The sequence below is a fragment of the Janthinobacterium rivuli genome (genome assembly GCF_029690045.1).
Lineage (GTDB): Bacteria > Pseudomonadota > Gammaproteobacteria > Burkholderiales > Burkholderiaceae_D > Janthinobacterium > Janthinobacterium rivuli.
In genome coordinates, this window is the sequence record NZ_CP121464.1 from 2,244,803 (window position 1) to 2,266,664 (window position 21,862).

23 protein-coding genes are annotated in these 21,862 nt (G+C 64.9%); 13 read left to right on the forward strand and 10 right to left on the reverse strand.

All coding sequences use genetic code 11. The features are described 5' to 3' along the window. Positions 1 to 123: 123 nt before the first annotated feature. Positions 124 to 870 carry an acetoacetyl-CoA reductase gene (gene phbB / locus P9875_RS10315; RefSeq protein ID WP_278318309.1) on the forward strand — a complete coding sequence of 249 codons (747 nt, stop codon included), beginning with the start codon at positions 124 to 126 and terminating at the stop codon, positions 868 to 870. 166 nt (positions 871 to 1,036) lie between these two features. Here phbB and P9875_RS10320 read toward each other — a convergent pair whose 3' ends face one another. From P9875_RS10320 to P9875_RS10345, 6 genes are all read right to left on the reverse strand, one after another. Next, entirely contained in the window at positions 1,037 to 1,417 is a 381-nt protein-coding gene (locus P9875_RS10320; RefSeq protein ID WP_278318310.1) for a TraR/DksA family transcriptional regulator, read from the reverse strand. Between the two features lie 110 nt (positions 1,418 to 1,527). Beyond that, on the reverse strand, positions 1,528 to 1,947 hold the full coding sequence (locus P9875_RS10325; RefSeq protein WP_035826338.1) for a VOC family protein: 420 nt from the start codon (positions 1,945 to 1,947) through the stop codon (positions 1,528 to 1,530). Between the two features lie 80 nt (positions 1,948 to 2,027). Further along, complete coding sequence (locus P9875_RS10330; RefSeq protein WP_099402609.1) at positions 2,028 to 2,498, reverse strand: hypothetical protein; 471 nt, start codon at positions 2,496 to 2,498, stop codon at positions 2,028 to 2,030. Beyond that, the gene (locus P9875_RS10335) at positions 2,483 to 3,289 is read right to left on the reverse strand and encodes a hypothetical protein (RefSeq protein ID WP_278318311.1); all 807 of its coding nucleotides are present in this window, start codon (positions 3,287 to 3,289) and stop codon (positions 2,483 to 2,485) included. Before P9875_RS10335 ends, P9875_RS10330 begins: the two co-directional genes overlap by 16 nt. 88 nt (positions 3,290 to 3,377) lie before the next feature. Further along, complete coding sequence (otnI, locus tag P9875_RS10340; protein WP_278318312.1) at positions 3,378 to 4,169, reverse strand: 2-oxo-tetronate isomerase; 792 nt, start codon at positions 4,167 to 4,169, stop codon at positions 3,378 to 3,380. 131 nt (positions 4,170 to 4,300) lie between these two features. Next, a complete protein-coding gene (locus P9875_RS10345; RefSeq protein ID WP_035826342.1) occupies positions 4,301 to 5,671 on the reverse strand; it encodes a DEAD/DEAH box helicase in 1,371 nt (456 codons plus the stop codon). 415 nt (positions 5,672 to 6,086) lie between these two features. On the opposite strand from P9875_RS10345, the gene P9875_RS28730 reads away from it, so the two are divergent. The 3 genes from P9875_RS28730 (at position 6,087) to P9875_RS10360 (ending at position 10,109) form a co-directional block, all read left to right on the forward strand. After that, positions 6,087 to 6,650 carry a BlaI/MecI/CopY family transcriptional regulator gene (locus P9875_RS28730; protein ID WP_423221833.1) on the forward strand — a complete coding sequence of 188 codons (564 nt, stop codon included), beginning with the start codon at positions 6,087 to 6,089 and terminating at the stop codon, positions 6,648 to 6,650. Continuing rightward, complete coding sequence (locus P9875_RS10355) at positions 6,541 to 7,896, forward strand: M56 family metallopeptidase (RefSeq protein ID WP_423221849.1); 1,356 nt, start codon at positions 6,541 to 6,543, stop codon at positions 7,894 to 7,896. The genes P9875_RS28730 and P9875_RS10355 overlap by 110 nt, the downstream gene beginning before the upstream one ends. A 74-nt stretch (positions 7,897 to 7,970) precedes the next feature. Further along, positions 7,971 to 10,109 carry a TonB-dependent receptor plug domain-containing protein gene (locus P9875_RS10360; RefSeq protein WP_278318314.1) on the forward strand — a complete coding sequence of 713 codons (2,139 nt, stop codon included), beginning with the start codon at positions 7,971 to 7,973 and terminating at the stop codon, positions 10,107 to 10,109. Between the two features lie 7 nt (positions 10,110 to 10,116). Here P9875_RS10360 and P9875_RS10365 read toward each other — a convergent pair whose 3' ends face one another. Continuing rightward, positions 10,117 to 10,371 carry a hypothetical protein gene (locus P9875_RS10365; RefSeq protein ID WP_278318315.1) on the reverse strand — a complete coding sequence of 85 codons (255 nt, stop codon included), beginning with the start codon at positions 10,369 to 10,371 and terminating at the stop codon, positions 10,117 to 10,119. A gap of 219 nt (positions 10,372 to 10,590) precedes the next feature. Here P9875_RS10365 and P9875_RS10370 point away from each other — a divergent pair, with 219 nt between their 5' ends. Next, positions 10,591 to 11,244, forward strand: coding sequence for a hydrolase (locus P9875_RS10370; protein ID WP_035826352.1), 654 nt, complete (start codon positions 10,591 to 10,593; stop codon positions 11,242 to 11,244). 67 nt (positions 11,245 to 11,311) lie between these two features. Then, positions 11,312 to 13,162 (forward strand): amidohydrolase, encoded by a 1,851-nt coding sequence (locus P9875_RS10375; RefSeq protein WP_278318316.1) that lies wholly within the window; start codon positions 11,312 to 11,314, stop codon positions 13,160 to 13,162. Positions 13,163 to 13,175: 13 nt separating this feature from the next. Here the strand turns inward: P9875_RS10375 and P9875_RS10380 are convergent, their stop codons facing one another. The 3 genes from P9875_RS10380 to P9875_RS10390 are packed head-to-tail and all read right to left on the reverse strand — an operon-like array spanning position 13,176 to position 15,630. Then, positions 13,176 to 14,540: a vWA domain-containing protein gene (locus tag P9875_RS10380; protein ID WP_278318317.1), complete on the reverse strand. Its 1,365-nt coding sequence runs from the start codon at positions 14,538 to 14,540 to the stop codon at positions 13,176 to 13,178. Next, positions 14,540 to 15,142, reverse strand: a complete 603-nt coding sequence (locus P9875_RS10385) for a TadE/TadG family type IV pilus assembly protein (protein WP_278318319.1) — start codon at positions 15,140 to 15,142, stop codon at positions 14,540 to 14,542. The genes P9875_RS10380 and P9875_RS10385 overlap by 1 nt, the downstream gene beginning before the upstream one ends. Continuing rightward, complete coding sequence (locus P9875_RS10390; RefSeq protein WP_051959502.1) at positions 15,142 to 15,630, reverse strand: TadE/TadG family type IV pilus assembly protein; 489 nt, start codon at positions 15,628 to 15,630, stop codon at positions 15,142 to 15,144. The genes P9875_RS10385 and P9875_RS10390 overlap by 1 nt, the downstream gene beginning before the upstream one ends. A 559-nt stretch (positions 15,631 to 16,189) precedes the next feature. Between P9875_RS10390 and P9875_RS10395 the strand changes: the two genes are divergently transcribed. The 7 genes from P9875_RS10395 (at position 16,190) to P9875_RS10425 (ending at position 21,826) form a co-directional block, all read left to right on the forward strand. Next, complete coding sequence (locus tag P9875_RS10395; protein WP_099402619.1) at positions 16,190 to 16,879, forward strand: LuxR C-terminal-related transcriptional regulator; 690 nt, start codon at positions 16,190 to 16,192, stop codon at positions 16,877 to 16,879. 204 nt (positions 16,880 to 17,083) lie between these two features. Beyond that, positions 17,084 to 17,257, forward strand: coding sequence for a Flp family type IVb pilin (locus tag P9875_RS10400; RefSeq protein WP_071650303.1), 174 nt, complete (start codon positions 17,084 to 17,086; stop codon positions 17,255 to 17,257). 115 nt (positions 17,258 to 17,372) lie between these two features. Further along, positions 17,373 to 17,933 (forward strand): A24 family peptidase, encoded by a 561-nt coding sequence (locus P9875_RS10405; protein WP_099402620.1) that lies wholly within the window; start codon positions 17,373 to 17,375, stop codon positions 17,931 to 17,933. Between the two features lie 42 nt (positions 17,934 to 17,975). Further along, positions 17,976 to 18,809, forward strand: a complete 834-nt coding sequence (gene cpaB, locus P9875_RS10410) for a Flp pilus assembly protein CpaB (protein WP_278318321.1) — start codon at positions 17,976 to 17,978, stop codon at positions 18,807 to 18,809. Between the two features lie 31 nt (positions 18,810 to 18,840). After that, positions 18,841 to 20,346: a type II and III secretion system protein family protein gene (locus tag P9875_RS10415; protein ID WP_278318322.1), complete on the forward strand. Its 1,506-nt coding sequence runs from the start codon at positions 18,841 to 18,843 to the stop codon at positions 20,344 to 20,346. A 9-nt stretch (positions 20,347 to 20,355) separates the two neighbouring features. Next, positions 20,356 to 20,628, forward strand: coding sequence for a hypothetical protein (locus P9875_RS10420; protein WP_278318323.1), 273 nt, complete (start codon positions 20,356 to 20,358; stop codon positions 20,626 to 20,628). A 37-nt stretch (positions 20,629 to 20,665) separates the two neighbouring features. Beyond that, positions 20,666 to 21,826: an AAA family ATPase gene (locus P9875_RS10425; protein WP_035826382.1), complete on the forward strand. Its 1,161-nt coding sequence runs from the start codon at positions 20,666 to 20,668 to the stop codon at positions 21,824 to 21,826. Positions 21,827 to 21,862 lie beyond the last annotated feature (36 nt).

Consider the following 21,862-nt stretch of genomic DNA (forward strand, 5'->3'; position numbering starts at 1 on the left):
GCCGCGCACGCATGCGCCATTCTTGACAGGCTGGGCACTTGATTTGGCGCAAGGCTGCCAATAAAAACTGCTCCTACACTTGATGCCACGCAGAACAACCATAACAAGCGGGGAGAGACAGTCATGAAGGAACAAAAGGTAGCGCTGGTCACGGGTGGCATGGGCGGCCTGGGCACGGCCTTGTGCCGCCGCCTGCATGGGGCGGGCTTTGCCGTCGTGGCGGCGCATACGCCGGGCAATGCGCGGGTGGCAAACTGGCTCGAAGAGCAGCAGGCGCAGCAGTATTATTTTCATCCGCTGTCCCTTGACGTGACGGATTTCGCTGCCTGCAGCGAGGCCGTGGCCAGCGTGCTGGCGCAGTTCGGCAGGGTTGACGTGCTGGTCAATAACGCCGGCATCACGCGTGACCAGAGCATGCGCAAGATGGAATTGCCGCATTGGGCCGAGGTCATGCGCACCAATCTCGACAGCCTGTTCAACATGAGCAAGCAGGTGCTCGAACCCATGCTGGCCAAGCGTTGGGGCCGCATCATCAATATCTCGTCCGTCAACGGCCAGAAGGGCGCGTTTGGCCAGTGCAACTATGCAGCCGCGAAGGCGGGCGTGCATGGCTTCAGCAAGGCGCTGGCGCTGGAAGTGGCGCGCCACGGCATCACCGTCAACACCGTCTCGCCCGGCTACCTGCGCACGCAGATGGTGACGGCCGTGCCGGCCGATATCCTGGAAACGAAAATCCTGCCGCAGATTCCCCTGGGTCGCCTGGGCGAGCCGGACGAGGTGGCGGCCCTGGTCGCTTACCTGGCATCCGATGAGGCGGCATTCGTCACGGGCGCGAACATCGCCATCAATGGCGGACAGCACATGAGTTAAGCAAGCGTGCCGCTTGCACAGAGGCATTGGCAGTAGAGGAGACCCGTCCACCCAGCCGGCGCACAGACGCTGGCGCAGGACGGAAGGCAATGGCAGTCACGCTGGAAAACACGGGGCAGGGCAGCGATGCCTTGCCCTTTGTTGTTGCGCCGCCGTTATGCTCTCCTCACGGCACCGAGCGCCGGACTTTTTCCAGCCGCGTCTGGCAATCGATGCACAGCCGCGCTTCGGGACGCGCGTTCAGGCGCGACAGGCCGATGGCTTCGCCGCAGTTGTCGCACAGGCCATAGCTGCCATCGGCAAACCTGGCCAGCGCATGCTTGATGATGGTCAGCTGGGCCAGGTTGTGCTCGGCCGCTTCGCTGACGAGGGCGTTCAAGGTGCGCACGCTGGCGTTGTCGGCCGGCGAGGCTTCGACTTCATTGAGCAGCGAGGCGCGCGCGTCCGCTTCGGCCGCTTCGTTCCCGATCTGTTCCAGCAACGCCAGCTTGCGTTGCTCCAGCACGCCCTGCAGGCGCTGCAGCTGGTCTTGCGGCAATCCATTCATGGTTGTCACCCGGTAGAGGTTACTTCCATCATGGTAGTCCAAGATTGGCGGCTCTGCTTGCGCTACCACCCGCGCCGCGTTTGACGCGGCGCAGGCGGGCGGGGGCCATTCTATGCTGGTTCTTTGAGGCAGTTGACCATCCAGGCGACGCCGAACTGGTCTTTCAGCATGCCGAAGCGCTTGGCCCAAAACGTTTCCTCCAGGGGCATCTGGATGTTGCCGTCACGCGCCAGCGCGTCGAAGACCCGTTCCGCCTCTTCCGGCGTATCGACGGTCAGGCAGATCGAGCTGCCGTGCATGCCCTTGGCGCCATCTTCGCTGCAGCCGCCGTCCGAGCCCATCAGCATGGTTGGTCCCAGCTGCACCGAGCCGTGCATGATCTTGTCATACCAGTCTTCCTTGACTTGCTCCTGCATCGGCGTGCCGCGATACGGCATCAGGCACAGGTCGGTGCCATGCAGGTGCTGGCGGTAGTATTCCAGCGCTTGCGCGCAGTTTCCATCGAATTGCAAATACGGTTCGATACGCATGTTGGTCTCCTCTGGTCGTCCCGCAGGCACGATTGCCCGGCGGGGACGTCCCAGTATAGGCGCTCGCCGGCCGATTTCAATCAGTCCGGCGCCATCTCTTGCAGCCGCTCACGCACCTTGCCCAGAGTACCCAGGATGCGTTCGGGATTGCCAGCAAGCACGGCGCTGCCCAAGTGCAACAAGCTCGTCGCCAGGCTGATCCAGTGCCGCACGTCGTCGTTGCGGGCGATGCGCAGGCGCACCGTGTCGAGCAGGCCGCTGAGCTGGCGCTGCGCCGTGTCCAGGCCGGCCACCGTGTGCCCGGCCGCATCGGCATACAGCTGGTTGGCTTGCTGGCGCAAGGCCACTTCCAGGGCGAAGACGGCTTGCGCCTGGCTGTGGCTGATGCCATTTTCTCCCTGGCTGGCGCGCCTGCGGATGGCGCGCATGACGGCGCCGTGCAGGGTGACGGCCGCCTGCGACAGGCTGTCGGCCAGTTGCTCGACGCGCATGGCGCTGCTGAGAGCCGCTTCGCGCCGTTCGCTGCTGCTGGTGCCTACCGATCCGTCCATCTTGCCTCCGTGGTGGTGAGGGCGGCGGCCAGCTGCGCGTGTTCGCGCCCCAGTGCCGCCAGTTGCCGGCGCGCCAGGGTATGGCGCAAGCCAAGCAGGCGGTATTCCTCGGTTTTGCTTTGCTGCATGTTTTTCGCCAGCACGGCCAGCAGGCGCTGCGGCGGCGTGTCCGCATACGCGATTTCCACGTCGAGCAAGCCGAGCACCATGTCGCGCTCGTTATCGCCGCTCTTGTCGTACAGCGCCAGCAAGCTGTCGAGCGCGGCCAGCAGGGCTTGCAGCGGCGCGTCGCCCTCGTGCAGCACTTGCGCCAGCTGCGCCCGCTGGCTGGCCGCGCCGCCCAGGCGCGACAATTGCTGCAGCAGCAAGGTGTAGGCGCTCACATGGCGGTCGTCGATGCCGCTGCCCGGCCAGGCGCGGATGGCGGCGCCGGCGCCGGCCAGTTCCGGCCGCACGTCATATGCATCGGCATCGGCCAGCCGGCCCAGCGCCTGCAGGTACAGGCGCACGGCTTGCGCCAGGCGCGCCACGTCCGCCTGCGCGGCGCGGCGCTGCGCATCGAGCAGGCGTTCGCGCGCGTCTTCGGCCGGCGACAGATAGGGGCGGGCGCGCTGGTAGCTGTCGACGTGGCGCTGCGACAGTTCGCCGAAGGCCGTCAGGGCATCGGTGCCGGCGGCCAGGGCGCGCACCTGCGCCAGCTCGGGGCGCGCGGTGGCGCAGCCGCACAGCAGAATCGCCAGGCAAAGGTTGATGCAATGGACGCGGCAATGGCGGGCGGGCAGGGCAGACACGTCACCTCTCGACAGGAAATACTGTATGGAAAGGTATTGTCGTGCCGGCTTGCGCCGCCCGCCTTGTGCGGGCGCAAGCGCGCTGCGATCAGCTGCCCGCGCTGGCCGTCAATTGCTCGCGCCAGCCCAGTCCGGCAACGGTGTCGCTGGCGGGACGGTATTCGCAGCCGACCCAGCCAGCGTAGCCGACCTGGTCGAGCAGCTTGAACAGATGGCGGTAGTTGATCTCGCCCGTGCCCGGTTCATGGCGGCCCGGCGTATCGGCGATCTGGATGTGGCGGATCAGGGGCAGCAGGGCGCGGATGGTGTTGCTCAGTTCGCCTTCCATGCGCTGCATGTGATAAATGTCGTATTGCAGGAAGATATTGTTGCGCTGGCAGTCGGCGATGATGTCGGCCGCCTGCTGGCTATGATTCAGAAAGTAACCGGGCATGTCGTAGCGGTTGATCGGCTCGATCAGCACGTTGATGCCATGCGGACGGCAGGCGTCGGCCGCAAATTGCAGGTTGCCGATCAGGCTTTGCCGCGCCCGCTCCAGGCTCATGCCGGGTGGCACGATGCCGGACATGCAGTGCAGCTGTTTCGCCCCGAGCGCCAGCGCATAGTTGAGCGCCAGTTGCACGTTGTTGCGGAATTCCTCGCCGCGCCGCGGATCGCAGGAAATGCCCCGCTCGCCGTGCTCCCAGTCGCCGGGTGGGAAGTTGAAGACGGCCAGCTGCAGATGGTGGCGTTCCAGCCGCATGGCGATCTGCCGCGCCTCGACGGCATAGGGAAACAGAAATTCGACGGCATCGAAACCCGCTTCCCTGGCGGCGGCAAAGCGGTCGAGGAAGGGCAGTTCGGTAAACATCATGCTGAGGTTGGCAGCGAAGTTCGGCATGGCGGCACGCAGGTCAATAGGATGGACACTATCCTAGCCCAAATCGGCAATCGGTGGCGTGCATAAAAAAACCGTTCCAGAAGCAAGTCCTGGAACGGTTTTTATTGCTGCGATACGCTTACCCGTGGGTATTAGCGGCCGCGGCCGCCGGAGCGATGATTGGCCGCCGAACGCGGCGCATTGCCCGAACGGTTGCCGCCGCCACCGCCGCCCGCTGGGCCGGCGCTGCGTGGCTTGGCGCCGCTGCCGCCGGTTTTCACGCGCACCACGGCGCCGGCTGGCGCGCGGCTGTTGTTGCGGTGACCGCCGGTACCGCTGCGCAATTGCACAGGCTGGGCGCGGGCGTTCAGGTCGGGCTCGAAACCTTCGATGACTTCGCGCGGCAGGGTTTGCTTGATCAGCTTTTCGATGTCTTTCAACATTTCGTGCTCATCCACGCAGACCAGCGACACGGCTTCGCCCTTGGCGCCGGCACGGCCCGTGCGGCCGATACGGTGCACATAGTCTTCCGGAATGTTCGGCAAGTCGTAGTTGACGACGTGCGGCAACTGGTCGATATCGATACCGCGCGCGGCGATGTCGGTGGCGACCAGTACTTGCAAGGTGCCATCCTTGAACTCGGACAGCGCGCGCGTGCGTGCCGACTGGCTCTTGTTGCCGTGGATGGCCAGGGCGCCGATGCCGTCCGCGCCCAGTTGCTCGACCAGTTTATTCGCGCCATGCTTGGTGCGCGTAAAGACCAGCACTTGCGTCCAGTTGTTCGACTTGATCAGGTAGGACAGCATCGGGTGCTTCTTGTCGCGGTCGACCGGATGGATCTTTTGCTTGATCACTTCCACGGTCGAATTGCGGCGCGCCACTTCGATCATGGCTGGCTTGTTCAGCAAGCCGTCGGCCAGGGCCTTGATCTCTTCCGAGAAGGTGGCCGAGAACAGCAGGTTCTGGCGTTTTGGCGGCAGAACGGCCAGCACTTTCTTGATGTCGCGGATGAAGCCCATGTCGAGCATGCGGTCGGCTTCGTCCAGGATCAGGATTTCCACTTTCGACAGGTCAACCGTGCCCTGGCCCATGTGGTCCAGCAAGCGGCCCGGCGTGGCGACGAGGATGTCGACACCATGCTTCAATTGCTTGATTTGCGGGTTGATGCCGACGCCGCCGAAGATCACGGTCGAGTTCAATTTGGTGTACTTGCTGTAGGCGCGCACGCTTTCCTCGACCTGCGCGGCGAGTTCGCGCGTCGGGGCCAGGATCAGGGCGCGGATCGGGCGCGTCGAGGTGTTGCTGGTGATGGACGCGCCATTGGCGTCCGTCGACAGGCGGTGCAGCACGGGCAGGGTGAAGCCGGCCGTCTTGCCGGTACCGGTTTGTGCACCGGCCAGCAAGTCGCCGCCAGCCAGCACGGCGGGAATCGCCTGCGACTGAATCGGGGTCGGCACGGTGTAGCCGTGTTCGGTAACGGCACGTACGATAGCGTCGGACAATCCGAGGGAGGAAAAGGACATGGTAACTTTATTGTGAGATCGGCCTGTCGCCATCGTGAGGCGCCAGTCGCAGGCAATCAGATTAGGGGTCGAAAGACAGCGGCAAGGGGACTGGTCATATGTGCCGCACACGCGAAGTATAACAGCATGGCAAAAACGCGCCTGTTTTGTTTCAGCTTTGCAATGCCGCAAGTAAAGAAAAGTCAGGCCAAGGCGCGCTGCCGTCCTGGAAAGCCTCAGCCATACGATAGGGAAACGGGGCAGTGGCGATGTGATCACGGGCATGGCTGCCTTTCGCCGCCACCTGGACATGGCGTGCCCGAGCGCAAGACGCGCGGGAGGCGTTTTAGCGCATGTGACAGTTGTCGCACATAGCGCTTGCGTGCGTGTGACTCTTGTCGCATAATTGCGTCAATAGTCACTAAAAGGATGCACCATGAGCACGCCCTCCGTCACCGAACTGTCGTTATTGAAAGCCTTGTGGAAAGACCACCCGCTATCCGCGCGCGAATTGCACGCCAGGGTGGAAGACGAGCTGGGATGGTCGTTTTCATCCACGCGCAAGACGCTTGAACGCATGCTGGACAAGGGCATGCTGCTGCAGCGCAGCGTGCATGGCGTGCTCGTGTATGAAGCGAACGTGGACAAGGTGGCCACGCTGGCCGCGTTCGCCCACGACTTTGGCCGGCGCGTGATGGAAATCGACAGTCCCTTGCCGGTCAGGTACGTTTACGGGCAGCAAACTCGTGGACCAGCAGGAGCTGGCGGCGCTGGAGCAATTGCTGCAGGACTGGCCGCTCGAGGGAAAGGACTAAGCGATGCTGCTGTTTTCCCTCACACTGTTGCAGGCCAGCGTCGCCTGTCTCGTGACCGGTCCGCTGCTGTGGGCATTGCTGAGCCTGGCGCAACGGCGCTGGCCCGCGCTGGCGGCGCAGCGCAGCGTGTGGCTAGTCGCGCAACTGGTGCTGGCCGCCGTGTTCGTGCTGCCGCTGCTGCCTGACACGCGGCAACTGAGCGTGGTGCCCGAACTGAGCGTGCCCGTTTCGCTGGCCGGCGCCGCGCCCGACGTGCAGCTGGCCATGGCTGGGCCAGCTGCCGGGCTGCCACCCACTGCTTCCTGGCTGGCCCTGGTGCCATCCGCCTGGGGTCTGATCTACCTGCTGGGCGTCGCTTGCGCAGCCTGGCGCTGGCAGCGTGGCCACGCCATGTTGCGCAGCTTGCTGCAACTGGCGCAGCGCCGCCGCCTGCACGGCATGGACGTGCTGGAAGTGGCGGCGCCGATCTCGCCGATGCTGGTGGGCGTGTGGCGGCCGCGTCTGCTGTTGCCGGCGCACCTGGCGCAATTTACGCCGGAACAGCAGCAACTGGTGATCGCCCATGAGCTGACCCATGCACGCCGGCGCGACCCCGTGCTCCTGCTGCTGGCCAACATGCTGCAGGCGCTGCTGTGGTTCAATCCGGCCGCGCGCTGGCTGGCCGGCCAGCTGGCTTGGGCGCAAGAGCTCGGTTGCGACCGCCAGGTACTGGCTGGCCGGCCCCCGCGCCAGCGCCAGCAATATGCGGCGGCCCTGGTCAGGCAACTGGGCCTGCAGGCCCAGCCGCTGCCGGGGCTGGCCTTTGGCGGCGGCGGCATGGCCGAGCGCCTGCTGCGCATGCGTGACGGGCAGGCGCGCCCATCCACGGCCCTGCGGGTGCTGACGGCGCTGCTGCTGTGCGCGATCGGCGCGGCCAGCCTGGCGCTGCAGCCGGCACTGGCGTGGGCCGTGGCAGCCGCGCCGGCAAGCATGCTCGCTGCGCCGGCGACGGCGCCAGCTCTCTTGCGCAATCCCCTGGACAGCATGCGCGTGACCGGCTTCTTTGGCGTCGTGCGCGAGTTGACACCGCAAGGCCATCGCGGCATCGATCTGGGCGCCAGGCGCGGCACGCCCGTGCATGCGGCGGCCGACGGCATCGCCAGCGTCAGCGAAGATGCGCGCCTCGGCAAGGCCGTGCGCATCGACCATGGCGCTGGCGTCGCGTCGCTGTATGCCCATCTCGACCGGGTCACGCTGACGACCGGCATGGCCGTCACGGCAGGGCAGGCCATCGGCACCGTGGGCGCCACCGGTCTGGCGACGGGGCCGCATTTGCATTTCGAGGTCACCCGCGACGGGCGCTTGCAGGATCCGCGACAGTGGCTGGCCGGCCTCGATGCCAACGCCACCGCGCGCGCCCTGCGCATGCGCAAGGAACAATTCGGCCATTAGCGTGAGCTGGCCACGGGGCGGCTGAGCGCGGGAACGCGCCAGCCGACACCACCACAGACCTTTCAGGATTTCCCATGCGATTGAGTATTGTATTGTGCAGCCTTGCGCTGCCCTTGACGGCGCACGTGCGTGCCGAAGACGTCCTGCCTTCCGTGACGGTCACTGCGGGCAAGGTGGAGCAGCGCCGCAACGACACCGTCGCCGCCATCGTCGTCGGCCACGAGGAATTGATACGCCAGGGCGACCGTGCCCTGTCCGACGCCCTGAAACGCCTGCCCGGCATTACCATCGGCGGCACGGCTTCGGGCACGGCTGGCGGGCAAATCCAGCTGCGCGGACTGGGCCAGGGTTACACCTTGATCATGCTCGACGGCGTGCCCGTGCCGCCCGGTTTTTCGCTCGACTCGCTGGACCCGGAACTGGTCGAGCGCGTGGAAATCATGCGTGCCGCCACGGCGCAATTTTCCGCCCAGGCGATCGCCGGTTCCATCAATATCGTGCTGAAAAAATCGGGCAAGCGGCGCGAACGCACCTTCAAGCTGGGGGCGTCCGGCAGCCACGGCATGCCCGCCGGCAGCGCCACCGTGCAGTGGGCGGACAAGGACGGCCGCCTGTCGTATGCGCTGGCCGGCACGCTCGCGCACACGGGGCGCCGGGGCTTGCTCGACGAATGGAACCGCGCATTTGATGGCGAAGGCAGGCCCACGGTGGTGCGCCATATGCCGCTGACCGAGCGCGTGACCAGTGATACGTTCGAGCTGGCGCCCCGTTTGCAATGGGCGCTGGCGGGCGAAGACAGCCTGGCCTGGCAAAGCCTGGTCAGCTTGCGCCGCCTGGCCAGCCGCCGCCAGGTCGTGGAAACGGCTTACCTGGGCAGCCATACCGACTATCCGGACAACGACGCCGCGTTCACTCAGGACAGCGGCACCGTGCGCAGCGATCTGCACTGGCTGCGCAAGTTCGGAACAGGGGATAGCCTCGACATGAAACTGGGCCTCGATGCCAATCACCGTGGCAGCGACTATCTGTTCCAGGGCGTCAGCGCCACACCCGGGCCGGCGAATGTGCGCCGGGTCGATGCGGGCCTCGATGATGTGGGCGTGCAGACCAGCGGCACCTATCGCCGGGCTCTGGGCCAGGGACATGCGCTGGCGGCGGGCTGGGATGCGGGCAGCCGGCGGCGCACGGAGTTCCGCCGCGAACGCCAGCTGTCGCCGGGCGGGCCACCCGTGCTGCCGGACGAAGACTATGCGGCCACGGTGCGGCGCCTGGCCCTGTTCGCGCAGGATGAATGGGATATCTCCGCGCGCTGGTCGCTGTATCTGGGGCTGCGCTGGGAAACCTTGCGCACGGCCAGCGCCAATGGTGGCGCGCAGCGCCGCGTCGACGTGCGCGCGCAGGTATGGAGTCCCGTGCTGCAAAGCCTGTGGAAGCTGGCCGGCAAGGATCAGGTGCGCCTGGCCGTCACCCGCACCTACAAGGCGCCGCAGATTTTCCAGCTGATCCCGCGCCCTTATCTCAACGACAACGGCAATAGTCCCGTGAACCCCGACAACCAGGGCAACCCGGCGCTGCGCCCGGAACTGGCGTGGGGTCTGGATGCGGCCTATGAATACTATCTTGGGCAAGGCGCCATGCTGGGCGCCAGCGCTTCGCTGCGGCGCATCGACGACGTAATGCTGGACCGGCTGTATCAGGACCAGGGGCGCTGGGTGGCCACGCCCGTCAATCAGGGCAGGGCGCAAGTGCGCGGCTTCGAACTGGAAGCGAAGCTGCCGCTGTCGGCGCTGTGGGCGGGCGCCCCCGCGCTGGACCTGCGGGCAAACGTGGCGCGCAACTGGTCGACGCTGGACGCCGTCGCCGGCCCGGACAACCGCCTCGATGGACAGCTGCCGTGGAGCGCCAACCTGGGCGCCGATTACCGGCTGGCCGGCCAGCCCTTGACCCTGGGCGGCAATCTGCATTACCAGGGCGGTGGACCGTCGCGCGAGTCAAGCCAGCTGCTGGCCTGGCAGGGCACCCGGCGCGAACTGGATCTGTACGCGTTGTGGACCTTCAGCGACCAGCTGCGCCTGCGCGTCTCGGGCGCCAATCTGCTGCGCCAGCCTGAGCGCACGCGCAGCCTGTATGCGGATGGCGGCGGCGGCCTGCTGCGCACGGTCGATACGGGCAGTTACCGCACCCTGCGCGTCATGCTCGAAGGCGCCTTGTAGGTTTTATTCAGTCGTCGATCTCGTCGACGGCATAGCGTACGCCCTGCGCATCGAGCCAGGCGCGCACGGCCTCCAGGCCGTGCCACGGGTCCGGGCGCAGGTGCTGGCACACATACAGGCCGGCATCCGTCAGCCTGGCCTCGGTGTCAGGCATGGCGCCGCCGGGCGGGCGCGGCGCCGGAGCCACCAACTCTGGCAGCTGTGCAAGGTGCTGGCGCTGTTCCTGCGTCAGGCTGGCCGTGATCCTGAATTCAAATCCCATGTTTTCTCCTTGATGTGTCGCTTGCTGTTGCGGTCATTTTCCATTATCGAAAAAATTGCACATAGCTTGGCATTCTTTCCGTTTTTGTTTTCAAACCATCTCGTCCATACTGCATAGCACTGGCCCGGCACACACAGCGTGACGCAAGGGCAGGAGCAGCAGCACCGTATAACGATCTCTCTTTTTTTATATTCAATTATTTTCACTAAGGAAAACATCATGCCTATCGCCACCGCCCAAGCCGCACAAAAACTGCTGACCCCGAACGATCATACCCTGATCATGATCGACCACCAGTCGCAAATGGCCTTCGCCACCCGTTCCATCGACCTGGCCCTGCTGCGTAACAACGCGGCCCTGGTGGCCAAGGCGGCAGCGGAATTCAAGGTGCCGACGATTTTGACGACGGTGGCGGCGAAATCGTTCTCCGGCCCGATCTTCGACGAGATCCAGTCCGTCTTCCCGGACCAGGCGCCGATCGACCGCACCAGCATGAACACCTGGGAAGATGCGCGTATCGCCGACAAGGTGAATGGCTACGGCAAGGGCAAGATCGTGCTGGCCGGCCTGTGGACTTCCGTGTGCATCGTCGGCCCTGCGCTGTCGGCGCTGGAGCAGGGTTTTGACGTCTACGTGATCGCCGACGCCAGCGGCGACGTCTCCGACGAAGCGCATGCGATGGCCATGCAGCGCATGATACAGGCGGGCGCGCAGCCGCTGACGTCCGTGCAATACTTGCTGGAACTGCAGCGCGACTGGGCCCGCGGCGAGACCTACAATGAAACCGTGGCGACGGCCGTGGCGCACGGCGGCGGCTATGGCCTGGGCCTGATCTACGCCAAATCGATGTTCAACGCCAGCGAAGGCCATTGATTTTTCGCTGATTTTGGCTCCGCCGCCCGCCGGCGGGGCCGTGTTTTCATTTGATTGGGGAGTTCCCATGCACGCACACACGATCTTGCTCAACGGCCGTTTCCACACGGTCGACAGGACGCAGCCGCTGGCGTCCGCCGTCGCCATCGCCGATGGCAAATTTCTCGCCGTGGGCGATGTGGAAGACGTGATGCGCCATCGCGGTCCCGCCACGCAGGTGATCGACCTCGATGGCCGCACGGTGATTCCCGGCCTGAACGATTCGCACCTGCACCTGATCCGCGGCGGCTTGAACTACAACCTGGAATTGCGCTGGGAAGGCGTGCCGTCGCTGGCCGACGCCTTGCGCATGCTCAAGGACCAAGCCTTGCGCACGCCGAATCCGCAATGGGTGCGCGTGGTGGGCGGCTGGACGGAATTCCAGTTCGCGGAAAAGCGCATGCCGACCCTCGATGAAATCAATGCGGCCGCGCCCGACACGCCCGTCTTCATCCTGCACCTGTACGACCGCGCCCTGCTCAACCGCGCCGCCCTGCGCGCCGTCGGCTACGACAAGAACACGCCGAATCCGCCCGGCGGCGAAATCGTGCGCGACGCGGCCGGCAATCCGACGGGCTTGCTGATCGCCCGGCCGAACGCCATGATTTTATATGCGACCCTGGCGAAAGGCCCCAAGCTGCCGCTCGAATTGCAAGTCAATTCCACACGCCAGTTCATGCGCGAATTGAACCGCCTCGGCATCACCAGCGCCATCGACGCGGGTGGCGGCTTCCAGAATTATCCCGAGGATTACGCCGTCGTCGACGAACTGGCGCAAAAGGAGCAACTGACGATACGCATCGCCTACAACCTGTTCACGCAAAACAAGGGCGCGGAACTGCAGGACTTCCAGAAGTGGACCGGCATGGTGAAACCCGGCGACGGCACGGATTTTTACCGCCACAATGGCGCCGGCGAAATGCTGGTCTTTTCCGCCGCCGACTTCGAGGATTTCCTCGAGCCGCGCCCCGAGCTGGCGGCCGGCATGGAAGATGAGCTGGAAAAGGTCGTGCGCCACCTGGTCGAGCAGCGCTGGCCGTTCCGCCTGCACGCCACCTATGACGAATCGATCAGCCGCATGCTCGACGTGTTTGAAAAGGTCAACCGCGACACGCCGTTCGCCGGCCTGCACTGGCTGTTCGACCACGCGGAAACCATCAGCCCTCGTAATATCGACCGGGTCAGGGCGCTCGGTGGCGGCCTGGCCATCCAGCACCGCATGGCCTTCCAGGGCGAGTACTTCGTCGAGCGCTACGGCGCGGACGCTGCCAAGGCCACGCCGCCCGTGCAGCGCATGCTCGACGCGGGCGTGCCCGTCGGCGGCGGCACGGACGCCACGCGGGTCGCCAGCTACAATCCGTGGACGGCGCTGTACTGGCTGGTGTCGGGGCGCACCGTGGGCGGCCTGGCCCTGACGGATGCTGCGGGCAGACTGTCGCGCGACACGGCGCTGGAACTGTGGACGGCGGGCAGCGCCTGGTTCTCCAGCGAACAAGGCAAGAAGGGGCGCATCCGCGAGGGCATGCTGGCGGACCTGTCCGTGTTGTCGGCCGATTATTTCACGGTGCCGGAAGAAGCGATCAAGTCGATCGAATCCGTGCTGACCATCGTCGGCGGCAAGGTCGTCTACGGCCAGGGGCCATTTTCGGCCCTGGCGCCGCCTTTGATTCCCGTGCTGCCCGAGTGGTCGCCCGTGCGTACGGTGCCCGGCCATTACCGGCCCGTGGCGACGCCGGCGCAGGCCGCCATGCCGCACCAGTGCGCGGGCGCCTGCGGCGTGCATGCGCACGCCCATGACCGGGCGCGCAAATCGGCCGTGCCGATCAGTGACTTTTCCGGCTTCTGGGGCACGCTCGGCTGCAGCTGTTTCGCCTTCTAGCCGGTGGCGGGCCTTATTTGGAAATGCGCAGGATGGCCGAGGCGAGCCGCGTGAAACAGGGACTCAGCTCGCTCTCGGTGGCCGCATAGCAGTACAGGCCCACGGGTTCGGCCGGCTTGCGGCAACGGTTTGGTGCATCCGCCGTATTGGCCATGCAGCGCAGCAAGTCCTCGCCGATTTCATTGTCCGGCCCGGCCTTGGCCTTCAGTGCGGCGCCCATGCCCAGAGTAAATATGTAGGTATTTTCCAGGCGTGCCTTGCTGGCCATCGCCTCTGCCAGGTTGCGCGATGCACGGTGCATATTGGTCCACTGGAGTTTTCTGGTGGACATATCTTTGCTCACCGCACGCGGCGTAGTGGTCACGATGGGGAATTCGCGTGCCGTCGGATCGTCGGCCTGGGCGGGAAGATTGTGCGCGTTATACCAGGTCGGCAATTCACTGATCAGGTTTCTGGTGCAATAGGTCTCGGGCGTGAGCTTGGCGCTGCTTGCATTGATACGGTACAGTCCATCTGTCGCAAAACCGCTCGATGGTAAATCATCGTACACGGCCAGCGCTCCCGCTTTCGTGCAATTGCCCGTGGTGGCGGGGAAAAAGTAAGAGGAAAAGGCGGACGGAGATCCATCGGAAAAGAACACGATGACGCGCAGGCTGGAGCGATTGTTCTGGCTGATGCTATTGAGCTGATCCTGAGCATTCCACATGCCTTCCGAGTAATTCGTGCCGCCTCCGAACTTGTAGCCATTGATGGCATTGCCAGCCTGCGTGCGATCGAAGCCGCGATCGCTTGTCTTGATCGGCAGATCGAGCTGCGCGCCGCTGGCAAAATGCAGCAAGCCGACGCGGTCAACGGTGGAATTGAATTTATTCAGGAAGGACTTGCCCGCCGCCCGCACGGCGTCGGCATTGTTAGCCAGCGAGCCCGAGGTATCCATCACCAGCACCATGTCCAGATCCTTGCGGATGGTTTGCGCGGTGGCGGCCACGTTCAAGGTCTTGAAGCCGAGTACGCCCATCAGCGAGACGGGCAGCGAGGCGGTGGCAGAGACGTCGATGGTGACGATGCCCTTGTCGAACGTGACGCCGACGGGGTTGAGGGTCGGCGTCGACAGCAGGAACTGGTCCGGATAATTGATGTCAAAAAATTCCTTGGCCGACTGGCGCGCATTGGTCCGTTGTTCCTCTTCCGAGCTGCCCGCCGTGACGCCGCGCGCCGCCGCCAGGCTGGCCGAGTCGACGGCCGCGTTGAGCTTGGCCTTGACGAAGTAGCCGAGGGCCGAATCGACGGCCAGGCCCACCGAGGCGATCAAGACGACGGCCGACAGCGCCACCATGATCAGCACTTGCCCGCCTTGCCGCTTGTGTGGAATGCGCATCAGAATACCGTCATCGAAGTGAGGTTGGGGCCCAGAACGGGCGTCGTGCTGTTGCCAATTTTCAAGGTGCCGAACAGCATGTCGAAATTGTAGAAAGTTTCCACGGCGTAGATCAGTTCGCCGTCGGACAGCTGGTCCCGCATCAACGCCACCGTGGGGGCGGACTCGTCCTTGGCGATGCCCGTGCACGCGCCATTGCTCCAGCTGCCGCATTGCCACACCTGGCTGGCGGGCTGGTAGCCGCTGGCCTTCGCGCCCGCATCCCAGCGGTACTGTTCCAGCACGATGTTGCGCATGCCGCTCTTGGCCGTGTAGCCCATGATCTTGGTGATATAGATCATGCCGCGCTGGTTCATGTCCAGCGGCGGCGTGCTGGCCGCCAGCGCATTCATGATGGCCTGGCTAGATCCGCTCAGGTCGGAGGTGGAGCGCGAGGCCAGGTTGGCGCCTTCGCGGCTGATGTTGAGCAGGATGGTCTTGGCCTGGATGGCGCGCGACAGATCGACCACCATGAACAGCAGCAGCGCCAGCAGCGGCAGCACGATGGCAAATTCCACGGCGGCGATGCCGCGCGCGGCGCGCGCAGGAAAGTAGCCGCGCATCACAGGCCGCCAAAGCTTTCATTGCGCATGGTGGCTGCCACGACGAAATGCGCCTGGCCATCGCGGAACAGGGCACGGATCATGGGGGTGGCAAACGCCCAGCGGCAATCGACGGTAATGACGACGATATCGCCGGCCTGGCCGAACATGGCGGCGCCGACCGCATCGCTGCCGTTGACGGAGATCACGGGGCTGACCTTGTCATACATGCCCATGGAGCTGTCGCGTATTTTTTGCATCACGGCCTGGTAACGCTGCTGGTTGGCGCTGTCGGGGTCGAGGTCCTTGGCCCCCGTGACGGCATAGCGCGCGCCTTCGCGCACCGCGTGCTGCATGGTCATATTGGCAAAATAGGCCATGCTCAATTCGATGATGCCGATTATCAGCATGAGAAAGACCGGTGTGATCAGGGCCAATTCAAGCAGCGTGGTGCCGCCTTGTCCGTCGTGCTTGCGGAATATGCGGGAATCGGCCTGTTTTAAACGCATGGGAATAATCCGGTTAAGTTCCGCGATGACGAATGTCGGGCGGATGGCATTGCGCCATTTGACTGGCGATTATTCTATATCGATTTTCAATGGCGTGTCCGCCATTTAAATTATTACAGGTCAAGATAATCGTAATTAACTGCCTTATTTCAATTGTGCCGGCCCCTTCCCCTCAGGGCCGGGAGTAATATGCGCGGGTAGGAAAACAGGCCTGGTGTCAGGATTGTCCTGCGTGCAGGCAAGGACTTGTTTTGCAAGGTGATGCAACAAAATGCTGCAATGTAAGCAACAGCAGCGGTGGCAGCTGCGATGGCGCACTCGCGGTGCGTCCGCCCTGGCCACGCTGCCCCTCCATCGGCACACGCCCGCCATGCGGCGTCCGCTGGCCTGGGTCACGCACCGCGTGTGCGCGTGCCGGACCAAGGCCTCTTCCTTCGTGCCCCCATGACTTTTTCCCCCTGCGCGCGGCAGCAGAAGGCGCGCGCGGACGAGGCAGGCAACCCGATTCGGATCAACAACATTCCCCGAGGGGAGTGGGCTTCAAGTAAAGAGGTAAAGCATGTCAACAAACAATGTCATCCGCGTCATGCTGGTGTCGGACCACAAGACCTGGCTGTGGGGCCTGGAGCAGTTGTTCGCCAGCGCCCAGCCGGCGATGCAGGTGGTGGCCAGTTCCACCGAGATCGACAGCGCGCTGCTGCTGGCGCGGACCCTGTGCCCCGACGTCATCGTGCTGGACGCCGACCTGGGCTGCGGCGGCGCCTGCGCCATCGATTACCTGCCGCAGCTGCTCGGCAATGGCGTGTCGCGCGCAATGCTGTTCAGCGGCACCCAGGACCAGGCCGCCTGCGGGCGCGCCGTGCGCAGCGGCGCGCGCGCGGTGGTGGGCAAGGAAACGCCCGTCAAGCAAATGGTCGACGCCATCGCCCGCCTGCATCAGGGCGAGTTGTGCCTGGATCCGGCGCTGCTCGACAGCATGCTGGGCGTGCTGAACAAGCCGGAAGCGGCGCCCGATCCGGAAGAGCAGCGGATCGCCAGGCTGACGCTGAAGGAGCGCAAGATCGTTGCCATGATGGTGGAAGGAAATGGCGCGCTGAACCGCGCGATCGCCCAGCGCGCTTTTATCTCGGAGCAAACCTTGCGTAATCATCTGACATCGATCTACAGCAAGCTCGACGTCACTAACCGCCTGGAATTATATGTGTACGCCACCCGCAACCGGCTGGCCGAGCCCATCCATGCGGAATGACAGTACATATGTCCTGATTATAGACAAAAAATTAAGATGTTTTGTACTGCGCATAAAATGACTTTTCTCTGATTCGATTTTATGTTTGTTTATATAAAATACACGCATCAGAAATTGGCAAATAAAAACAAGGATAATGTTTTTATTTTCAGACTGTATTTTCAGTTTTTATCATTTTTAAAACTTGACCTGAAAGGGAATAATATGAATTTCATTAAAAACTTTATCGCCGAAGAAGATGGCGTGACTGCGATCGAATATGCGCTGATCGCGGCGCTGGTGGCTGCGGCGCTGGTCACGGCCGTCGGCTATTTCACCACCGGCCTCGATGGCGCCTTCAAGGCGATCGGCACCAAGCTGACGGGCGCGGCGATTTAAAACGCCTGCCCACCGCGCTGCACCCGACAGGCCGGCTGCCCATGCGCACCGGCCTGCCGACTTCCCGCCCAACGATGCGCATGCTGTCATGCGCTCGGCTTGCATCAGGTACACGATGGACCCTCATTCTTTCTGGACGTTCAGCCCCGCCATAGCCTTGTGGGGGCTGCTTGCCGCGGCTGTCTGGCATGACGTGCGCCGCCGGCGCATTCCCAACCGGCTGGTGTTTGCCGGCGCCGTGCTGGGCGTGCTGCTCAACAGCCTGGCCTTGCCCGGGGTGACGCCGGCCGGACCGTGGCTGGCGCTGGGCGGCCTGGCCGTCGGCCTGGGCTTGCTGTTGCCCATGCATGCGCTGAAGGCGCTGGGCGCGGGCGACGTTAAGCTGATGGCGATGGTGGGAGCCTTTCTGGGGCCCCGCGCCACCGTGTTTGCCGTGCTGTGCAGCCTGCTCGCCGGCGGCGTGCTGGCGCTGGCCGTGGCCTTGTACCAGGGCACGCTGCGCCAGTCGCTGGGCAATGCCCGTCAATTGCTGCTGCAAGGCTGGCTGCGCGCCGCTGCGGGCGAGGCGCCGCAGCTTGACGCGCCCGCCGCGCCGGGCGGCAACTTGCCGTACGCGATCGCCATTGCCGCCGGCACCGCCATCTGGCTGGCCCTGGCGGCCGGCGGCCAGGCATGACGCGTCCGTCCGGAAACCCCAGTTTTACCAAGAGGAAAAACAATGAGAAATAGCCGCGTTGCGATCGTGCTGCTGCTGGCGTTGCTGATGGCGGGGGGCGCCGTGCTGGCGGCCGCGCGCTGGATGTCAGGGCAGGGCGCGCCAGCCAGCCAGACGGTGATGGTCGCGCTGGTCGATATCGGCGTGGGCGCGAAGGTGACGCCGGCCATGCTGCGCGGCATGGACTGGCCGGCTGGCGCCATGCCGCCCGGAGCGTTCGGCGAGGCCGGCCCGCTCGACGGGCGCATCACGCGCAGCGCCGTCAGCAAGGGCGAGCCTGTGCTGGAAAGCAAACTCGCGCCGCCCGGCGCCACGGGCGGCCTGTCGGCCATCGTGGCGGCCGGCAAGCGCGCCATGACCGTGCGCGTCAATGACGTGGTGGGCGTGGCCGGCTTCGCCCTGCCGGGCAATTTCGTCGACATTCTCGTGCATACGCAGGATGACCGCGCCAGGCAGGCGGGCGGCGAGCCGCTGGCCATTTCCAAGATCGTGCTTGAACGCATACTCGTGCTGGCCGTGGCGCAGGAGTCGGGCCGCGACGACAACAAACCCAAGGTGGTCAACGCCGTGACCCTGGAGCTGACGCCGGAGCAGGTGGAAAAGCTGGACCTGGCGCGCAGCGTGGGCAGCCTGTCGCTGGTGCTGCGCAACCAGGTCGATCCCGAACCCGTCAACACGGGCGGCGCCACCAAGGAGTCGCTGCTGGAACTGAAGGCGCCGGCACCGGCGGCCGCGCCGGTGCGCGCGGCGCGGCGCCAACCGGCCCCGGCACGCGCCGCCGCGCGCGACAGCATCACCGTCATCAAGGGCATGGATACAAGCGTCCAGCAATTTTAAAAATCAGCAGGCAAGCGAGCAAGGATGATCGATGAACACATTTCGTAAGCACGCCACGAGTGCGGGCATGCGCCTGGCCCTGGCGGCAGCACTGGCCTGGCCAGCCATCGCCATCGCGGCGGCGCCGGCCAGGCAAGCCGTCATGTCGCCGGTGGCGGCGCCGGCCATGTCGCTGGGCGCCGATATCGCCCGACTGGGCGAGCCCGTGCGCATCGCCGTGGGCAAGTCCACCTTGCGCAAGCTGAGCTTGCCGGTGTCGCAGATCGCCGTCAACGATGCGAGGGTGGCCGGCGCCAGGATGCTGGGCTCGTCCAGCCAGCTGTTCGTCTGGGGCCTGGCCCCGGGCAGCACCAACCTGATCCTGTGGGACCGGCAGCAGCGCCCCGTGATCGTCGATATTGAAGTCGAGATCGACGTCGAAGGCTTGCAGGCGCAGCTGGCCTATGTCTTTCCTGGCGAGCGCGCCGTCAAGGCCGGTGCGGCCGGCGGCAGCATCGTGCTGTCGGGGCAGGTGAGCGACGGCGTCAAGGCCAGCCAGATCCTCGAGATGGCGCAAGCCTATGCGCAGCGCGGCGTGGGCGAGGCGGCTGCACCTTCCGCAGCGGCCGACGGCGCCGCCAGTGCGGGCGGCGGCGTCAAGGTCATCAATATGCTGACGATCGCGGCGCCGCAACAGGTCATGCTGGAAGTGAAGATCGCCGAAGTGTCGAAGACGCTCGTCGACCAGCTCGGTGCCAGCGTGGGCCTCAGCGGCACGCGCGGCAACTGGAGCTACGGCCTGCTGTCGAACCTGCTCAGCGGCAACCCCAGCCAGCTGGGCGCCGTCAACGGCAAGAATGGCAACGGGCTGACGCTCGATGCGCAAAAGCGCGATGGCCTGGTCAAGGTGCTGGCCGAGCCGAACATCATGGCCATCAGCGGCCAGGAAGCCAGTTTCCTGGCGGGCGGCAAGATTTTCATACCGGTCGCGCAAGACAGCACGACCAACAAGATTACGCTGGAAGAAAAGGAATTCGGCATCGCCGTCAAGTTCACGCCCACCGTGCTGGAAGGCGGGCGGATCAACCTGAAGGTGGCGCCGGAAGTGTCTGAGCTGAACCGCGAAGGCATCGGCATCACCACGGGCGGGGGCGCCGCCGCCAATGCGGTGCTGCCGGCCTTTACCACGCGGCGCACCACCACCACGGTGCAGCTGTTCGATGGTCAGAGTTTTGCCGTGGGCGGCTTGATCAAGAACAATGTGACGACCAACATCAAGGCCTTGCCCTTCCTGGGCGAGATTCCCGTGCTGGGCGCGCTGTTCCGCAGCAGCGATTTCCAGACTGACCGGACCGAGCTGGTGTTCATCATCACGCCGCACCTGGTCAAGCCGCTCGACACCGCCGATGGCGCCGATATCGTGTTGCCGACCGACGCCTACGTGGCGCCGAGCCGCGGCGAGTTCTTCTTGCAGGGAAAAATGGAAGGCGCCGCCGCGCCACGGCCACGCCAGGAAGCGGCCGCGCAGACACCGGCGCCCGGTCCGGATACTCAATAGGAGCACATCATGCAGCATTCTTTTTACTTTCCCGTGCTGCTGGCCGCGCTGGCCGCCAGCGGCTGCGCCGCCACGCCGAACCTGGACCGCCAGTTCGGCCACAGCGTCGCGCAGCTGCGCGCGCGGCAAGTGCTGTCGCCGCAGGCGGGCGCGAACCGCGACCCCGTGGCCGGCATCGACGGCAAGGCCGGCCAGGCCGCCTACGCGGCGTACCAGAAAAGCTTTGCCGCGCCCGCGCCGCAAGGGGCCGCCTTTACCATCGGTGTCGGAGCGCGTCCGTGAACCTGGCACCGTCACCACAGAATCAGCAAGGCATATCGTGAAAATCGCCATCCATTCCAGGGATGAAAAAACCCTGTCCGAACTGGGACGGTTGCTGCGCAGCCGCAACCGGCTCGACGAGATCAGCGCTGGCGGCGACTCGCTCGAACCGCTGCTGGCGGCGCAGTCGCTGCCCGACGTGCTGATCTTCGACCGTCCGTCGAACGACGGCGCCGACCTGGCCGCCATCGAGCGCCTCAGCAATCTGCATCCGCGCATGGCCTTCATCGTGCTGTGCCACCAGCAGGCGCCCGAGTTCCTGCTGCAGGCCATGCGCGCGGGCGTGCGCGACGTGCTGCCGTTTCCCGCCGCGCCGGCCAGCCTGTATGCGGCGCTCGAACGCATCGAGGAAAAGCTGGAGCGGCGCGAGCATGGCAACGGCAAGGTGCTCGCCTTTATTTCCTGCAAGGGCGGCAGCGGCGCCACCTTCATTGCCAGCAACCTCGGTTATGCGCTGGCCGCCGGCGGCCAGCAGCGCGTTGCGCTGATCGACATGAACCTGCATTTTGGCGACGCCTCGCTCTTCGTTTCCGAGAACAAGCCGCTGGCCACCCTGTCCGACGTCACGCGCGACATCCACCGGCTCGACTCCTCGTTCCTCGGGTCGAGCATGCTGCACATCCTGCCCAACTACAGCGTGCTGGCCGCGCCCGAGGATCCGGCCCACGCCAGTGAAGTGGCGCCCGAGCACATCGACGCCATCATCCGGCAAGCCAGGCGCCAGTACGATTTCATCGTGCTCGACGTGGGCCGCAACCTCGACGCCGTCAGCGTGCGCGCGCTCGACCACGCCGACATGATCTTTCCCGTGCTGCAGGCGACCTTGCCGTACATCCGCGACGGCAAGCGCCTGCTGGGCATGTTTCGCTCGCTCGAATACGCGAAGGAAAAGGTGCACATCATCGTCAACCGCCACGACAAGGGCGGCGAAATCCGCCTGCGCGACCTGGAAGCGGCGTATGGCACGGCCGTCTACCGCACGGTGCCGAATCACTACGCTTCGGCCGCCGCCTCCGTCAACCAGGGCATGCCGATTTTGCAGCTCGACAAAGCCAGCCCGATCACCCGCTCGCTGCAGGAGTTCGCCGCCAGCCTGGCCGGCGGCGCGGCCAGCACGGCGCGCCAGGGCTGGCTGGGCCGTGTTCTGCGGCGCGCCTGATTCACCTTTTAAACAGGAGCATTTCATGGCTAGTTC

Excerpts from the sequence above, each read along its gene's own strand:
- phbB (WP_278318309.1), top strand. The coding sequence starts at position 124 with ATGAAGGAACAAAAGGTAGCGCTGGTCACGGGTGGCATGGGCGGCCTG.
- P9875_RS10320 (WP_278318310.1), bottom strand. The coding sequence starts at position 1,417 with ATGAATGGATTGCCGCAAGACCAGCTGCAGCGCCTGCAGGGCGTGCTG.
- P9875_RS10325 (WP_035826338.1), bottom strand. The coding sequence starts at position 1,947 with ATGCGTATCGAACCGTATTTGCAATTCGATGGAAACTGCGCGCAAGCG.
- P9875_RS10330 (WP_099402609.1), bottom strand. The coding sequence starts at position 2,498 with ATGGACGGATCGGTAGGCACCAGCAGCAGCGAACGGCGCGAAGCGGCT.
- otnI (WP_278318312.1), bottom strand. The coding sequence starts at position 4,169 with ATGCCGAACTTCGCTGCCAACCTCAGCATGATGTTTACCGAACTGCCC.
- P9875_RS10345 (WP_035826342.1), bottom strand. The coding sequence starts at position 5,671 with ATGTCCTTTTCCTCCCTCGGATTGTCCGACGCTATCGTACGTGCCGTT.
- P9875_RS28730 (WP_423221833.1), top strand. The coding sequence starts at position 6,087 with ATGAGCACGCCCTCCGTCACCGAACTGTCGTTATTGAAAGCCTTGTGG.
- P9875_RS10360 (WP_278318314.1), top strand. The coding sequence starts at position 7,971 with ATGCGATTGAGTATTGTATTGTGCAGCCTTGCGCTGCCCTTGACGGCG.
- P9875_RS10365 (WP_278318315.1), bottom strand. The coding sequence starts at position 10,371 with ATGGGATTTGAATTCAGGATCACGGCCAGCCTGACGCAGGAACAGCGC.
- P9875_RS10370 (WP_035826352.1), top strand. The coding sequence starts at position 10,591 with ATGCCTATCGCCACCGCCCAAGCCGCACAAAAACTGCTGACCCCGAAC.
- P9875_RS10375 (WP_278318316.1), top strand. The coding sequence starts at position 11,312 with ATGCACGCACACACGATCTTGCTCAACGGCCGTTTCCACACGGTCGAC.
- P9875_RS10380 (WP_278318317.1), bottom strand. The coding sequence starts at position 14,540 with ATGCGCATTCCACACAAGCGGCAAGGCGGGCAAGTGCTGATCATGGTG.
- P9875_RS10385 (WP_278318319.1), bottom strand. The coding sequence starts at position 15,142 with ATGCGCGGCTACTTTCCTGCGCGCGCCGCGCGCGGCATCGCCGCCGTG.
- P9875_RS10390 (WP_051959502.1), bottom strand. The coding sequence starts at position 15,630 with ATGCGTTTAAAACAGGCCGATTCCCGCATATTCCGCAAGCACGACGGA.
- P9875_RS10395 (WP_099402619.1), top strand. The coding sequence starts at position 16,190 with ATGTCAACAAACAATGTCATCCGCGTCATGCTGGTGTCGGACCACAAG.
- P9875_RS10400 (WP_071650303.1), top strand. The coding sequence starts at position 17,084 with ATGAATTTCATTAAAAACTTTATCGCCGAAGAAGATGGCGTGACTGCG.
- P9875_RS10405 (WP_099402620.1), top strand. The coding sequence starts at position 17,373 with ATGGACCCTCATTCTTTCTGGACGTTCAGCCCCGCCATAGCCTTGTGG.
- cpaB (WP_278318321.1), top strand. The coding sequence starts at position 17,976 with ATGAGAAATAGCCGCGTTGCGATCGTGCTGCTGCTGGCGTTGCTGATG.
- P9875_RS10415 (WP_278318322.1), top strand. The coding sequence starts at position 18,841 with ATGAACACATTTCGTAAGCACGCCACGAGTGCGGGCATGCGCCTGGCC.
- P9875_RS10420 (WP_278318323.1), top strand. The coding sequence starts at position 20,356 with ATGCAGCATTCTTTTTACTTTCCCGTGCTGCTGGCCGCGCTGGCCGCC.